The following is a 14,207-nucleotide window of genomic DNA, read 5'->3' on the forward strand; positions in this document are numbered from 1 at the left end:
TCTTCCCCGCCGGCTGATTGTCGCCCACATGGCGGAAAAGATTGTTTTCAGACTTATTCGCGACCCAAAGTCACGCCCCAGGGCAAAAGTCTTCCCCCGCCCGATACGCGACTGGCGCGTGATGGCGACGTCCCGTTCGAGAAAAATCCAGCCTGGACAATGAGATAGGGCGAATCCGGATCGATCCCGGCGTAGAGCGCGCCGGTCCGTTTCCCGAACGCCCCGCCCGACAGCGGCCACCATGCGCAGAATGCTTGCGCCCGATGCCGGCTGTTCTTATATACGCGCCAAGCCGTTCGGCGCCGGAAGCCGGTTGCCGGAACGGAATTTCTTGTGAACAGGGGCTTTCGCCGGAACGCCTGATCCAGGGTCCTGATAGCCTGCTTAGCGGAGAGACTTGAACAATGGCAAAAGTAATCGGTATCGACCTCGGAACCACCAACTCCTGTATCGCCATCATGGACGGCAAGGAGCCCAAGGTAATCGAGAATGCGGAGGGCGCGCGCACGACCCCTTCCATCGTCGCCATTTCGAGCGACGGCGAACGTCTCGTCGGCCAGCCGGCCAAGCGCCAGGCGGTCACCAATCCGGAAAACACCATCTTCGCGGTCAAGCGCCTCATCGGCCGCCGCTATGACGATCCGGTAACGGAGAAGGACAAGAAACTTGTCCCCTACAGAATCGTCAAGGGCGACAATGGCGACGCCTGGGTCGAGGCCGGCGGCAAGAAGCAGTCGCCCAGCCAGATCTCGGCCATGATCCTGCAGAAGATGAAGGAAACGGCGGAAGCCTATCTCGGCGAGAAGGTCGAGAAGGCGGTCATCACCGTTCCGGCCTATTTCAACGACGCCCAGCGCCAGGCGACCAAGGACGCCGGCAAGATCGCCGGCCTGGAAGTGCTGCGCATCATCAACGAGCCGACAGCCGCAGCGCTCGCCTACGGCCTCGAGAAGAAGGAAGGCAAGACCATCGCCGTCTATGACCTTGGCGGCGGCACCTTCGACATTTCGGTGCTCGAAATCGGCGACGGCGTCTTCGAGGTGAAATCGACCAATGGCGACACCTTCCTCGGCGGCGAGGACTTCGACATGCGCCTGGTCGAGTATCTGGCGGCCGAGTTCAAGAAGGAACAGGGCATCGACCTCAAGGCCGACAAGCTTGCACTGCAGCGCCTGAAGGAAGCGGCCGAGAAGGCCAAGATCGAGCTGTCGTCGACGACGCAGACCGAGATCAACCTGCCCTTCATCACCGCCGACGCCACCGGGCCGAAGCACCTGACGATGAAGCTCACACGCGCCAAGTTCGAGAGCCTGGTCGAGGACCTCGTGCAGCGCACGATCGATCCCTGCAAGGCGGCGCTCAAGGATGCCGGCCTGAAGGCGGGAGAGATCGACGAAGTGGTGCTGGTCGGCGGCATGACCCGCATGCCCAAGATCCAGGAGATCGTGAAGCAGTTCTTCGGCAAGGAGCCGCACAAGGGCGTCAACCCGGATGAAGTCGTGGCGCTCGGCGCCGCCATCCAGGCCGGCGTGCTGCAGGGCGACGTCAAGGACGTGCTGTTGCTCGACGTGACGCCGCTGTCGCTCGGCATCGAGACGCTGGGCGGCGTGTTCACCAGGCTGATCGAACGCAACACTACGATCCCGACCAAGAAGAGCCAGGTGTTCTCGACCGCCGAGGACTCGCAAAGCGCGGTGACCATCCGCGTCTTCCAGGGCGAGCGCGAAATGGCGGCAGACAACAAGCTGCTCGGCCAGTTCGACCTGGTCGGCATCCCGCCGGCGCCGCGCGGCGTGCCGCAGATCGAGGTCACCTTCGACATCGACGCCAACGGCATCGTCAACGTCTCGGCCAAGGACAAGGGCACCGGCAAGGAGCACCAGATCCGCATCCAGGCCTCTGGCGGCCTGTCCGACGCCGACATCGAGAAGATGGTGAAGGACGCCGAAGCCAATGCCGAGGCCGACAAGAAGCGTCGTGCCCTCGTCGAGGCCCGCAACCAGGCCGAGGCGCTGGCGCATTCGTCCGAGAAGTCGCTGAAGGAATATGGCGAAAAGGTCTCGGAGGCCGACCGCACCGCGATCGCCGACGCCATCGCCGCGCTGAAGACTGCCGCCGAAGGCGAAGACGTGGCCGATATCGAGGCCAAGTCGCAGTCGCTCGCCGAAGCTTCGATGAAGCTCGGCCAGGCCATGTACGAGGCCTCGCAGAAGGAAGCGGCCGAAGCCGACGCCAAGGCGGACGCCGCCAAGGACTCGGATGTGGTCGACGCCGACTTCGAGGAAATCGACGAAAACGACGACAAGAAGAAGTCGGCCTAAGCCGGCTGACGGCAAATAATGCGAAAAGCCCGGCGCAAGGCCGGGCTTTTTTGCAACCTCAGTTGAAAAAGTGCGGGCTTCGCTGAAAAAGTAACGGAAAACTACGAACAAGCGCACGCCGGCTCTGGCATCCGGGCGGCATCGCTCCTAAATCGAAGCAACGTGCCGGCAAACGACGCCAACAATGCTTGAAGACATTGAGCATCCGGACTGCGGGAAAAAATGAAAGCAGATTTCTACGAAACGCTGGGCGTGCAAAAAGGCGCCGACGACAAGGAGCTGAAAAGCGCTTTTCGCAAGCTCGCCATGCAGTTCCATCCCGACCGCAATCCAGGCGACCACGCCTGCGAGCACAAGTTCAAGGAAATCAACGAAGCCTACGAAACGCTGAAGGACCCGCAGAAGCGCGCGGCCTATGACCGTTTCGGCCATGCCGCCTTCGAACATGGCGGCATGAACGGCGGCGCGCAAGGTTTTGGCGCCGGCGGCTTCGCCGACATTTTCGAAGATATTTTCGGCGACATGATGGGCGGCCGCCAGCGTCGCTCGTCGGGCGGCCGCGAGCGCGGCGCCGACCTGCGCTACAATATGGAGATCTCGCTGGAGGAGGCGTATTCCGGCAAGACGGCGCAGATCCGCGTGCCGGCGTCGATCTCCTGCACCGAATGCTCGGGCAGCGGCGCCAAGCCCGGCACCCAGCCCGTCACCTGCTCGATGTGCCACGGCCACGGCAAGGTGCGCGCTACGCAGGGCTTCTTCTCGATCGAGCGCACCTGCCCGCAATGCCATGGCCGCGGCCAGACGATCAAGGACCCGTGCCCGAAATGCGCCGGCCAGGGCCGCGTCACCGAGGAGCGTTCGCTGTCGGTCAATATCCCGGCCGGCATCGAGGACGGCACCCGCATCCGGCTTGCCAATGAGGGCGAGGCCGGCCTGCGCGGCGGCCCGTCCGGCGACCTCTACATCTTCCTGGCGGTCAAGCCGCACGAATTCTTCCAGCGCGACGGCGCCGATCTCTATTGCAAGGTGCCGATTTCGATGACGACGGCCGCGCTTGGCGGCTCGTTCGAGGTCACCACGCTTGACGGCACGCAGACCAAGGTGAAGGTGCCGGAAGGCACCCAGGACGGCCGGCAGTTCCGGCTGAAGGGCAAGGGCATGCCGGTGCTGCGCCAGCCCAATGTCGGCGATCTCTACATCCAGACAGCGGTCGAGACGCCGCAGAACCTGTCGCGCCGCCAGCGCGAACTGCTGGAAGAGTTCGAGCAGCTCTCGTCACAGGACAACTCGCCCCAGTCGAGCGGCTTTTTCGCCCGCATGAAGGATTTTTTCGAGTCGTTCGGCGAACACTGAAGGGCCGGGATGCGGGAGACGCTTTGCGAGCGTCATCAACATCTTATGCCGGCATGATGCCTTGCCTTGTCCCCCTTAGCTGCTAAGTAGCGGGTCGGGGAGCGTTGAGGAGAGCTCGCATGGCACGTGGTCCCGGATTGCGCAAAGCGCTGGCGGAAAAATTCGACGACGAGCTGAAGTTCTTCAAAGGCTGGATCGACAGACCGAAGACGGTCGGCTCAATTGTCCCCACCAGTTCCATCACCGCGCGCAAGATGGCGTCCATCGTCAACCCGAGATCCGGCCTGCCGGTGCTCGAGGTCGGGCCCGGAACCGGTGTCATCACCCGCGCCATCCTAGCCGAGGGCATAAAGCCGGAAAATCTCTACGCCATCGAATATTCGACCGACTTCGTGCGCCATCTGCGCCAGCTCTATCCGGGCGTCAAAATCATCGAGGGCGATGCCTTCAACCTCGACGCCACGCTCGGCGACAGGCGCGGGATGGTGTTCGATTCGGTCGTCTCCGGCGTGCCGCTGCTCAATTTCCCGGTCGCCCAGCGCATCGCCTACGTGGAGAGCCTGCTCGACCGCATCCCGGCCGGGCGGCCGATCGTGCAGCTGACCTATGGACCGCTGTCGCCGATCCCGGCCGGCCGCGGCGACTACACGGTCGAGCATTTCGACTTCATCTTCCGCAACATCCCGCCGACGCAGCTGTGGATCTACAGGCGCCAGGCGCATTAGATGAGGGGAATAGGGGAGTAGGAATGAACGGTTCAGCTTCCGCGCTATCCCTACTGCCCTACTCCCTTACTCTCCTACTCCCTTAGCGAAGCAAGCCAATGGCAGTGATCCCGAAAATTCTCGTCTTCGCCGGTTCGGTGCGCACCGGCGCCTTCAGCGGCAGAACGGCCGATGTGGCGCAGAGGGAGCTTGCCAGGCAAGGCGCGGAGGTGACCCGCATCTCGCTCGGCGACTACCCGCTGCCGATCATGGACGAGGACCTCGAAAAGGAAGAAGGCGTCCCCGAGAATGCCGTAAATCTTGGCCGTCTGATCGCCGCCCATGACGGGCTTTTGATCGCGACGCCCGAATATAACGGCTCGATCCCGCCGCTGCTCAAGAACGCCATCGACTGGGTGAGCCGGTTACGGCGCGACGGCAGCCGGTCGTTCAGGCCGCTATACGGCAAGCCGGTCGGCCTCTGCTCCTCCTCCGAAGGCAAGTTCGCCGGCATCCGCTGCATCAACCATCTGCGCGCCGTGCTGGTGCGCTGCCAGATGGAGGTGATCACGCCCGAATGCTCGGTTTCGGGCGCCGCCGAGGCGTTCGCCGAGGACGGACAATTCCGCGACGAAAGACTGCACCAATCGATGGAGCGCCTATGCCGCATACTGATCGAGACCTCGCGCATGCTGTCGGTGCGGATCGAGGCATGATGCACGCCACGCAGGCCCACACGATGCACGCCAAATCCATGCAAGAGAGGCTGATCGTCGGCCTCGACTTGCCGACGCTCAGGGAGGCCGAGAAGGCGGTGCGCGAGCTGGAGGACGTCGTTTCCTTCTACAAGATCGGCTACCAGCTCGCCTTCGCCGGCGGCCTCGATTTCGCCCGCGAGCTCGCCAGCGGCGGCACCAAGGTCTTCCTCGACATGAAGCTGCTCGACATCGACAACACGGTGGCCAAGGGTGTCGAAAACATCGTCCGTATGGGTGTGTCGATGCTGACGCTGCACGCCTACCCCAAGGCGATGACGGCGGCGGTAGAGGCCGCCAAAGGCAGCGACCTTTGCCTGCTTGCGGTAACCGTGCTGACCTCGATGGACGAGCAGGACATGATCGACGCCGGCTATGAATACGACCCGCACACGCTGGTGCTGAGGCGTTCGGAGCAGGCGCTGCATGCCGGCATGGGCGGCATCGTCTGCTCTGCCGGCGAGGCATCGGCCGTGCGCCGGATCGTCGGCCCCGACATGGCTGTGGTGACACCCGGCATCCGGCCGGCGGGAAGCGACCATGGTGACCAGAAGCGGGTGATGACGCCGGCCGACGCGATCCGCAGCGGCGCCAGCCATCTGGTCGTGGCCCGCCCGATTGTGGCCGCCCCGGACCGGCGCGCTGCCGCGCAAGCGATCCTCGAGGAAATGCACGCGGCCTGACGGACCAGCGCCAACACATAGGAGGAAAAGATGCCAAAGGGATATTGGATCGCTCGCGTCGATGTGCGCGACGCCGAAGGCTACAAGGAGTATGTCGCCGCCTCGAAGCTCGCCTTCGACCGCTTCGGCGCGAAATTTTTGGCGCGCGGCGGCGAGCATGAGAAGGCCGAAGGACCGGGCCGGGCCCGCAACGTCATCATCGAGTTCGAATCGCTGGCGGTGGCGCATGACTGCTACCATTCGCCTGAATACCAGCGCGCGGTGGCGATCCGGCAGAAGGTAGCCGACGGCGAGATCGTGCTGGTCGAGGGCGTTTAGTTCGTCGAAGCAGGAGTTGGCAGATCAGTCGTTGCTGCGTTGGCGCGTTGGAGATTAGCCGAAACGCCCATCTTGTCGTCATCCACGGGCGGAGCAAGGAGCGTAGCGACGCAGCGCAGACCCGAGGATCCATTCCGTGACTTCGAGGCGCCCGCTACGGTCCAGAATTCTGCTCCGCTGCACTCCACGGCCGAGGTAATGGCATGGATTCCAGGGTCTGCGCGCGTCGCTTCGCTCCTTGCTCCGCCCTGGAATGACGAGGTTGTTAGTCTCAGCCAATCATCAAGATCATGTCGTCAATCTATTGGCGGCCGTTTCCGCCATCGCGTCCGCAAGGCTCATGCCCCATTGCCTGCGGCAATAGTCGCGGAAATCGAAGCAAGGCAGGCCGGGGCAGACCTCGAACTCGATGAGGTGCACGGTGTCGTCAGCCTCGACCCTGAAGTCGACGGAAAAGACGTCCCGCAGGCCAAGAGCGCGCATCAGCTTCTGCGCGATGGCGCCGATTTTCCGATCCGCCTCCGGCTGACTGGCGCCGACGGCCTCAAGTTCCGGCTCGGCGTAGGTTCCCGCTGCCTTGGCTGCTTGGCCGGTGTCGCCATAGAGCGCCATCGAGTCGGCCATGGTCTGGAAATCGCCGCCGGAATCGACAAAGGCGACGCCAAGCGCCTCGATCCCGGTGTCCGGCTTGAGGCCGAGGAAGCTCGCGCGCGCGTTGCGGCCGGCGACATAGGGCTGGACGACGACATCGTCGCGATAATGGGCGAAAACACGCAGACTAAGCTCCAGGGCGTGACCCAAATCATGGCAGCGCGAATCCGGCCAGATGCCTATCTTGGCGCCGAGCCGGTTGGGCTTGACGAACCAACCGGCTGACGAGGCCGGCGGCGCGACCAGCCATTCACCGTTTCGTGCGAGACCAGCCTGCGGCACCGGCAGGCCGAGCGTGCCGAGCACGGCGCCGGAGCGGAACTTGTCCTGGCAGAGCGCAAACAGCGCGTCGTCGACGCCGATCGTTCTCAGCCCGTTCAGCCGCGCGAGCGCAGGGGCTGCGCCGCCGCGGAAATAGGCGATGCCGTCGGTCAGCGTCCAGACCACGGTTTGGACCCGATCGGCTTTCGCGAGAATTTCCGCCGCACCGTCCAGTTCCACGGCAATGAAGGCGAGGTCGTGCTTTTCGCAGGCAGCGGCGAGTTGGCCGAATTCGGGTGCGAGATCGGTCGACTGGGCCAGATAGGACGAGATCTCGATGGCTCGTTCCGCCGCGAAACCTTCGGCGACCAGCCGGTCGAAGCAGGCCTTCTCCGGCTCGTGGACAAGGATCAGCGTCGGCTTGTTGTGCGGCATGGAAATGGAACGCTCTCCGCGGAAAAATCAGGCGCTACCATCGCATGGCGGTCGCAATCGGCTTGCGAGAAACCGACCGGGCCGGGCGATTGCTCAATAGCGCGGAACCTCAGGCGATCAGCACGCGCGGCTCGAAGCGGCCCTTGACCGGAACGTCGAGGAGAAAGGTCATGCCGGCCTGCAGGTCGAGCTTGCGCTGCTTGTCGTCCTTGCCTTTCCAGGCCGATGTCACCGCCAGCCGATCCGCTTTCCGACCGACGAAAGCCGGGCAGGAAGGCTGCGACACCGGCATTGCAATTTCGCGCAGCAATGTGCCATCCGGCGCATAGGCCTTCACAGCCTTGCCGCCCCAGACGGCGTTCCAGAGAACCCCGTCGCGGTCGACGACCGAGCCGTCGACATAGCCCTTGGAGGAGCGATGGTCGACGAACACTTTCGGCTCGCCTGTCGGCAGGCCGGTCGCCGCATCGCAGGCGACGCGCATCAGAAGCCCGGTTGCTGTGTCGGTGTAGTAGGCAATCTTGCCATCCTCCGAAAAGCAGATCGAGTTCGACACCGTGATGTCGGAAAACAGCCGGCGAAGCTCGCCCTTGAAGAACCAATAGATCGCGCCGAGGCCTTTTCCCTCGTTCTTGCCCATCGTGCCGGTCCACAAGGCGCCGCAGGGATGGACGCGGGAATCGTTGGAGCGCGTCAGCGGGTTGTCGGCCTCGATGGCCGTATGCAGCGCCAGCTTGCCGGTCGCTACGTCGCGAACCTGCAGCCCGGTCTCGGTGGCTATAAGCTGGCGGGCGTCGTCGATAACGGCGATGGCGCTGGCCATAACGCCGAGATCGTGGATTTTCAGCGCGCCGGCCAGCGGCTTCTCCAAGAGCTTGCCGTTGACGATATCGAACCAGAACAGCGTTTCGGTGGCGGGGTCGTAGCTCGGGCCTTCGCCGAGCTCGCAGATATGATCGCTGAAGACCGAAACGCCGTCCATCATGCCCCTCCGAATGCCTCGTCCCAGGCAGCGACCGCGGCGCGGGCGCGCTGCGCCACATCCTCGACGCCGGCGCCCGGCTTGTAGAGGCTGGACCCCAGGCCGAAGACGCTGACGCCGACCGCCTTATAGCCGGCAAAGTCTTTTTCCGAGACGCCGCCGACCGCGCCGATCAGCGTCGCGGGCGGCAACACGGCGCGCACCGCCGAAATGCCACCGGCGCCGAGCACGCTGGCCGGGAAGAATTTCAATGCCGAGGCGCCGAGCCGGATCGCCTGAAACGCTTCGGTGGGCGTGAAGACGCCAGGCATGGTGACCATGCCGTAATGCATGGCACGGCCCATGACCTCGGCATCGATGTTGGGGCTGACCAAAAGCCTGCCGCCGGCTTTATGCAAGGCATCGACATCGGCCGCCGTCAGCACCGTGCCGGCGCCGACCAGCGCGGTCCCGGGCAGCGCCGCGACGATGCTGGCGATGGAGGCGAACGGATCCGGCGAATTGAGCGGCACCTCGATGGCTTCGATGCCGGCATCGAAAACCGCCCGGCCGATCGCCACCGCTTCATCGGGTTTCAGCCCGCGCAGGATCGCGACCAGGCCGCGTTTCAGCTTGGGGAAAGGTGCGGTCTGCGTCACTGCGCATCTCCAATCATGCCGTTTTCCCGCGCCGCCTCGACAAGACCGGCGCGAACCGCTTCATCGGCATCGACGGTCCTGAAGGCAAGGCCGGCAAACCCGAGCGCCGCGCCGTAAAGTGCCGCGAGCGCGCCGGAGACGATCAGCACGACCGGCGCTTCGCCCGCGCCATAGCGGCGTTTCGCCGAGGCGATCTCGCCGCCGATCAGCAGTCCGGACAAGCAGGCCGCCGCTTCGTCAGCTTTGAGGTCCTGCAGAAGCCCGGCGGCGCGGATGGCAAACAATTTCGAGCTTACATCGCCGCCCTCGCCCAGCGCCCGCTGGCACCATTGACGAAAATACGGACTGTCCGGCACCACTGCCGCCGGATGCTCGCCCAGCGAATGTTTCAGGATCGAGTGCGCGGCGAGCACCGAGAACAATTCGCCGGTCGGCCAGGTGCCGAAGCCGGCGACGGCGCCATCCTCGACCACGACCCATTTCGAATGGGTGCCCGGCATGCAGACGAGATGCCGGCCCTTTGCCGGCAAACCGGCGCCGGCGAGCTGCGTTTCCTCGCCGCGCATGACATCCGGCGCGTCGGCTAGGTGCTGGGCAAGGCCGGGCACGATGCGGATGTCACGGCGCTCGCCCTCGATGCGGGCGGCACCGGCAAGAATGGCGCCGATCGGCGCCGGCACGCTGACATAAGGGGCTTCGATCCAGCCCTGGCGGGAGCCGGCCATGCCGCAGATGATCACAGGCAGCGTCTCAGGCGCGCCCATGGCGGCAAGGTGGCCTTCCAGCACTTTGGCAAACCCTTTTTCGCGCGCGGTGATCAGGCCGTCGTCGCCGCGCTGTTCGGCAAGCACCTTGCCGGAATTGTCCAGCAGCCAGGCCCTGAGCCGCGTTGTCCCCCAATCGACCGCGGCGACCGCCGCTGCGCCGCTCACAGAAAGCCTCCATCGACAATCAGCATCTGCGCCGTCAGCATGCGCGAGGCGTCGGAGGCCAGGAACAGCACGGTGCCGACGATGTCGTCGGGCTGCATGACCTCCCTGATGCATTGCTTGGCGACATGGGCGGCAAGCGCCTCTTCGGTGACCCACAGCTCCCGCTGCCGCTCGGTGATCACCCAGCCGGGCGCGATGGCGTTGACGCGGATGCGGTCGGGGCCGAGCTTGCCGGCGAGGCTCTTGGTCAGCCCCAGGATGCCGGCCTTGGCGGCGGTATAGGCCGGCAGGTCGGGATGATTGATGAGATAGGAGGTCGAGCTGAAGTTGATGATCGAGCCGCCGCCGGCCCGCTTCATGCCCGGCGCCACGGCTTGGGCGGTGAAGAAATGCGGCCGCAGATTGATCGAAAGGTTGTTGTCCCAGAACTCGACCGTCACGTCTTCGACGGCGTGGCGTTGGTCCCATGCAGCATTGTTGACCAGCACGGTAACATCGCCATGCATCTCCGCCGCCTTCGCCGCCGAGGCGCGCAGCGCCTCGATGTCGCGCAGGTCGGTCTTGAGGTAGAGCGGCCGCTTGCCCACTTCTTTCTCCAGGCGTTCGGCCAGGGCGGTGCTGGGCTTGTCGGCGATGTCGATGAAGGCAACCTTGGCGCCCTGCCGGATAAAGCCCTCGGTCAGCGCAGCACCTATGCCGGAGCCGCCACCGGTGATCAGCACCGAGGCGCCGTCGAGGTCGGCGAAATGCGCCGATGGCATCATGGTCTTTTTCTCCTTTGGCCGGCGCGCATCCTAGCCGGACGAAGCGCGCGGGCAAGGGAGAACCGTCAGATTTGCCGCCCTAATGTCTGACAAAAGACTGGCATGGCAATAGAACCGCGCCGCCAAGTCACTCGAACAGGAATTGTCTGGTCAGATCGCCTTGGCGTGCAGCGCGCCGCGATGGGAGTCGCGGAGGTACCCCAGCGTGGCGTCGGCATCGACCGGCTTACCGAACAGGTAGCCCTGGCCGCCGGCGCAGCCGAACTGCACGAGGCGGTCGGCCTGCGCTTCCTCCTCGATGCCTTCGGCAACCACATCCATGCCCAGCCCCTCGCACATGGCGAGAATGGCGCGGATGATGTGTTCGGAGGGGCGGTCGTCGAGAATGGAGGAGACGAAGGCGCGGTCGATCTTCAGCTTGTCGAAATGGAACTCGCGCAGGCGTCCGAGCGAGGACTGGCCGGTGCCGAAATCGTCGAGCGAGACGCGAATGCCGACGCGGCGCAGATCGGCGACGATCTTCGCCGCCGAAACCGGATCGGTCATCAGGCCGGTCTCGGTGATTTCGATCTCCAGCCGGCGCGGGTCGAAGCCGGTGCGCTCGAGGATCGCCAGTATGTGCAGGCCGGTGTTCTGGTCGACAAGCTGCGACGGCGACAGGTTGAAGGACAGGAACAGGTCCTTCGGCCAGTTGCGCGCCGCTTCGGTCGCCTTGCGCAGCACCAGCTGCGACAGCGGGCCGATGATGCCGCGTTCCTCGGCGATGGGGATGAAGACGCTCGGCGGCACCGCGCCGAGATCGCGGTCGCTCCAGCGCGCCAGTGTCTCGAAGCCGACGGTGCGGCGGGTGTTGAGATCGACGATGGGCTGGAAATGCGGCTCGACCTCGCCGGCCGAGACGGCGCGGCGCAACGCCTGCTCGATGCGGGTGACGTGCTTGGCGGCCTCTTCCATCTCGCGGGTGTAAACGACGACGCGGCCGCGACCGGAGCGCTTGGCGTGGTAGAGGGCGGTCTCGGCCTTGTTGATGAGGATCTCGGTGGTCTCGTCGCCGGAGTAGAACAGCGAGCAGCCGACCGAGGCCGACAGCCTGGCGGTGCGCTCGCCGACGTCGTAGGGCGCCGAAAGGATCTCGATCAGCATGCGCGACTTCTCGGCCGCCTGCTCCTCCGAGAACACCATCGGATAGAGGAAGGCGAACTCGTCGGCGCCGATGCGGCAGACGGTGGAATAGCCGTCCATCGAGGCGCGCAGCCGCATCGCCACCTGGATCAGGATATCGTCGCCGGCCTTGTGGCCGAACAGGTCGTTGATCGGCTTGAAGCCGTCGAGGTCGAGAATGCCGACGGTAAAGGGCGCGGGATCATCGGCGCGGTCGCTGATCAGGCGATCGACCTTGTCGAAGAAGCGACGATGGTTGCCAAGCCCGGTCAACGAATCGGTGAAGGCCAGATCCGTGTTTTCCTTACCCGGCTGGCCGGCGGCAAACGTCGTTTGCATCATGTCCCTGTTCTGAAGGCGGTATTTTGGCCAGACTGGCAGCAAAGCGTTTAGGAAACGTATCGAAAAAATCGATTTTCCGCGGTCCGAAACGCGTCAGTTCGTGCCGATTAGCCGGCTGACCTGACGCGATAGAGTTCGACCGGACTGCCTATGGTCAGCGCAACGGGCTCGAGCCAGGCCGGCATGGTTCCCTTCAGCAAGGCGGCGAGAAAGCCTTGCGGGGCTTTTTTGGTCAGCGTCAGGCTCTCGGCATTACCGCGGCAGACCGCCAGCAGACCGACGCGATGCGCTTCCACGATCCGCCGCGCATCGTCGGCCGAGCCGAGGAAGGCGTCCAGCACCAGAAGGTTGCCGGTAACGTTGCGGTGGTAGGGGCCAGCAAAGACGCGATGCCCGGTATAGGCAAGGACCGGTGCGCCGAGGTTGGAGATGGCAAGCACGGTGGTGTCTGGCATGGCACCGAGCAGCGCGAAGCTTGCCTTTTTCTCGCAAACCTTGTCGGTGCCGTCTTCGGCGGCCACGGGCGTATCCTTGTCGAACGCCAGCGAAGCGGCCGCCGCGGCGCCGGTCCAGACCGGATTGACCGATACCAGCCAGACCGCGGCCAGGCGCAGCGCCACGCCGGGGGAAGAGCCGGCTTCGGCCCTTGCTCGCCATTCAGCAATCCAGGCCGACAGCGGGATCACGGCAAAGGCGATCGAGAACGTCGTGCCGCGCACCTGCCAGGCGCCGACAGCGAAGGCGGCAAGAAGCATCGCGCCGACGAGGCTGTCCTGCCGGCGCCAGCCGCCGCGGCTGAACCGCAGCGCCATCAGGACGATCGCCATCAACGGCGTCGCGTAGCGCGCCGCGACCCGCGCCGGGTCATGGATAAGCAGCGTGACCAGCGACTGCGCCTCATCGATATGGTCGAGCCAGAGCTCCTTCAGGCGCGGATCGAGATCGGCATAGGGCGCCGCTAGGCATTGCGGGAACAGCGCCACCACGACCGCGCCGATGGCAACCCCCAGCAGGCCGAGCGACACCAGGCGACGCCGCCAGCTGCGCGCGGTGACATCGCTCGAGGCGATTGCCGAAAGCCCGGCGCCGGCGATTGCCGCGACGACGAACTGCACGGTCGAGAAGGCATCGCATTGCGCCTCGCCCCAGGCGGATGCCGGGACGGTGGCCAGGAACACGAGGGCCGAGACGCCGGCGAAGCCGAGGCCGAAATCGCGGGCGATCGCGCGCTCACCACTGTCGTCGACGACAAACAGCAGCGAGACAGCGACGCCGATGGTGGCGACATAGGGCACGGTTTCCATGCCGACGGCGAGCGTCAACGCGGCGCACAGACCGGAAAACAGCGCGGCCGTGTGCCGCGCCGGCGCCTCGAGAAGCAGGCTGAGGCTCGCCATGGTCAGCATCAGCTGGACGTTGTGATGATCGAGCGCGCCCGGCGCATAGATGCCAATGAAATGGTAGGCTGCGGCGCCAATCAGGACGGCAGGCAGCACCGCGCCTTGACCGGCGAAGCTGCGTGCGGCACGGACGGTGAAGAACAGCGTCAGGCAAAACAGCAGCGCCGGCCACAGCACTTGCGCCACGTCCTCGGCAAGCGGCGTGTTGCCGGTCAACTTCGAAGCGGCAAGGATGAGGGCGGCAATGGGCGCGTCGACCAGCCTGGACCAGTGCATGACAAACCCGCCTTCGAGCCCCATCCTGTACTGGTGCAGGTCGAACCAGCCCTGGCCGCCAAGCAGGTCGCGAACCTCGACCAGCCGCAACAGATTGTCGTTGTCGCCGCCGGCGTCGGTCAGCGGGCGAAAGCCCGCCCAGGCATCGAGGGCGAGCCCAGCCAGGGTGGCAAGCAGCGCCAGCATGATGTCGGACTTCCAGGTGGCGGCGCCGTCCTTGGCTGTGCTCAT

General features: G+C 64.9%; 13 protein-coding genes. 6 read left to right on the forward strand and 7 right to left on the reverse strand.

The genetic code is table 11. The features are described 5' to 3' along the window. Positions 1–404 precede the first annotated feature (404 nt). The 6 genes from dnaK (at position 405) to FJ974_RS03105 (ending at position 6,134) form a co-directional block, all read left to right on the forward strand. Positions 405–2,321 carry a molecular chaperone DnaK gene (gene dnaK / locus FJ974_RS03080; RefSeq protein WP_140537513.1) on the forward strand — a complete coding sequence of 639 codons (1,917 nt, stop codon included), beginning with the start codon at positions 405–407 and terminating at the stop codon, positions 2,319–2,321. Positions 2,322–2,543: 222 nt separating this feature from the next. After that, positions 2,544–3,674, forward strand: coding sequence for a molecular chaperone DnaJ (gene dnaJ / locus FJ974_RS03085; protein WP_140537511.1), 1,131 nt, complete (start codon positions 2,544–2,546; stop codon positions 3,672–3,674). Positions 3,675–3,793: 119 nt separating this feature from the next. Continuing rightward, positions 3,794–4,399, forward strand: a complete 606-nt coding sequence (gene pmtA / locus FJ974_RS03090) for a phospholipid N-methyltransferase PmtA (protein ID WP_140537509.1) — start codon at positions 3,794–3,796, stop codon at positions 4,397–4,399. A 98-nt stretch (positions 4,400–4,497) separates the two neighbouring features. Beyond that, positions 4,498–5,094 carry an NADPH-dependent FMN reductase gene (locus FJ974_RS03095; RefSeq protein ID WP_140537507.1) on the forward strand — a complete coding sequence of 199 codons (597 nt, stop codon included), beginning with the start codon at positions 4,498–4,500 and terminating at the stop codon, positions 5,092–5,094. Beyond that, positions 5,094–5,816, forward strand: coding sequence for an orotidine-5'-phosphate decarboxylase (pyrF, locus tag FJ974_RS03100; RefSeq protein ID WP_181177257.1), 723 nt, complete (start codon positions 5,094–5,096; stop codon positions 5,814–5,816). The genes FJ974_RS03095 and pyrF overlap by 1 nt, the downstream gene beginning before the upstream one ends. A 30-nt stretch (positions 5,817–5,846) precedes the next feature. Further along, complete coding sequence (locus tag FJ974_RS03105) at positions 5,847–6,134, forward strand: DUF1330 domain-containing protein (protein ID WP_140537506.1); 288 nt, start codon at positions 5,847–5,849, stop codon at positions 6,132–6,134. Between the two features lie 288 nt (positions 6,135–6,422). On the opposite strand, the gene FJ974_RS03110 is transcribed toward FJ974_RS03105, so the two are convergent. From FJ974_RS03110 to FJ974_RS03140, 7 genes are all read right to left on the reverse strand, one after another. After that, positions 6,423–7,481 carry a D-alanine:D-lactate ligase-like protein gene (locus FJ974_RS03110; protein WP_140537504.1) on the reverse strand — a complete coding sequence of 353 codons (1,059 nt, stop codon included), beginning with the start codon at positions 7,479–7,481 and terminating at the stop codon, positions 6,423–6,425. A gap of 109 nt (positions 7,482–7,590) precedes the next feature. Beyond that, positions 7,591–8,463: an SMP-30/gluconolactonase/LRE family protein gene (locus FJ974_RS03115; RefSeq protein WP_140537502.1), complete on the reverse strand. Its 873-nt coding sequence runs from the start codon at positions 8,461–8,463 to the stop codon at positions 7,591–7,593. Then, positions 8,463–9,101: a 2-dehydro-3-deoxy-6-phosphogalactonate aldolase gene (locus tag FJ974_RS03120; RefSeq protein ID WP_140537500.1), complete on the reverse strand. Its 639-nt coding sequence runs from the start codon at positions 9,099–9,101 to the stop codon at positions 8,463–8,465. The genes FJ974_RS03115 and FJ974_RS03120 overlap by 1 nt, the downstream gene beginning before the upstream one ends. Beyond that, complete coding sequence (locus FJ974_RS03125) at positions 9,098–10,033, reverse strand: 2-dehydro-3-deoxygalactonokinase (protein ID WP_226891454.1); 936 nt, start codon at positions 10,031–10,033, stop codon at positions 9,098–9,100. The genes FJ974_RS03120 and FJ974_RS03125 overlap by 4 nt, the downstream gene beginning before the upstream one ends. Continuing rightward, the gene (locus FJ974_RS03130) at positions 10,030–10,797 is read right to left on the reverse strand and encodes an SDR family NAD(P)-dependent oxidoreductase (protein WP_140537497.1); all 768 of its coding nucleotides are present in this window, start codon (positions 10,795–10,797) and stop codon (positions 10,030–10,032) included. Before FJ974_RS03130 ends, FJ974_RS03125 begins: the two co-directional genes overlap by 4 nt. A gap of 150 nt (positions 10,798–10,947) precedes the next feature. Then, a complete protein-coding gene (locus FJ974_RS03135; protein ID WP_140537595.1) occupies positions 10,948–12,297 on the reverse strand; it encodes a putative bifunctional diguanylate cyclase/phosphodiesterase in 1,350 nt (449 codons plus the stop codon). A gap of 110 nt (positions 12,298–12,407) precedes the next feature. After that, entirely contained in the window at positions 12,408–14,207 is a 1,800-nt protein-coding gene (locus tag FJ974_RS03140) for a GtrA family protein (RefSeq protein WP_140537495.1), read from the reverse strand.

This window comes from Mesorhizobium sp. B1-1-8 (genome assembly GCF_006442795.2).
Classification (GTDB): Bacteria; Pseudomonadota; Alphaproteobacteria; order Rhizobiales; family Rhizobiaceae; genus Mesorhizobium.

What these genes read in the sequence shown, in the direction of transcription:
- dnaK (WP_140537513.1), top strand. Translation starts at nt 405, where the DNA reads ATGGCAAAAGTAATCGGTATCGACCTCGGAACCACCAACTCCTGTATC.
- dnaJ (WP_140537511.1), top strand. Translation starts at nt 2,544, where the DNA reads ATGAAAGCAGATTTCTACGAAACGCTGGGCGTGCAAAAAGGCGCCGAC.
- pmtA (WP_140537509.1), top strand. Translation starts at nt 3,794, where the DNA reads ATGGCACGTGGTCCCGGATTGCGCAAAGCGCTGGCGGAAAAATTCGAC.
- FJ974_RS03095 (WP_140537507.1), top strand. Translation starts at nt 4,498, where the DNA reads ATGGCAGTGATCCCGAAAATTCTCGTCTTCGCCGGTTCGGTGCGCACC.
- pyrF (WP_181177257.1), top strand. Translation starts at nt 5,094, where the DNA reads ATGCACGCCACGCAGGCCCACACGATGCACGCCAAATCCATGCAAGAG.
- FJ974_RS03105 (WP_140537506.1), top strand. Translation starts at nt 5,847, where the DNA reads ATGCCAAAGGGATATTGGATCGCTCGCGTCGATGTGCGCGACGCCGAA.
- FJ974_RS03110 (WP_140537504.1), bottom strand. Translation starts at nt 7,481, where the DNA reads ATGCCGCACAACAAGCCGACGCTGATCCTTGTCCACGAGCCGGAGAAG.
- FJ974_RS03115 (WP_140537502.1), bottom strand. Translation starts at nt 8,463, where the DNA reads ATGGACGGCGTTTCGGTCTTCAGCGATCATATCTGCGAGCTCGGCGAA.
- FJ974_RS03130 (WP_140537497.1), bottom strand. Translation starts at nt 10,797, where the DNA reads ATGATGCCATCGGCGCATTTCGCCGACCTCGACGGCGCCTCGGTGCTG.
- FJ974_RS03135 (WP_140537595.1), bottom strand. Translation starts at nt 12,297, where the DNA reads ATGCAAACGACGTTTGCCGCCGGCCAGCCGGGTAAGGAAAACACGGAT.
- FJ974_RS03140 (WP_140537495.1), bottom strand. Translation starts at nt 14,207, where the DNA reads ATGAGCACAGCCAAGGACGGCGCCGCCACCTGGAAGTCCGACATCATG.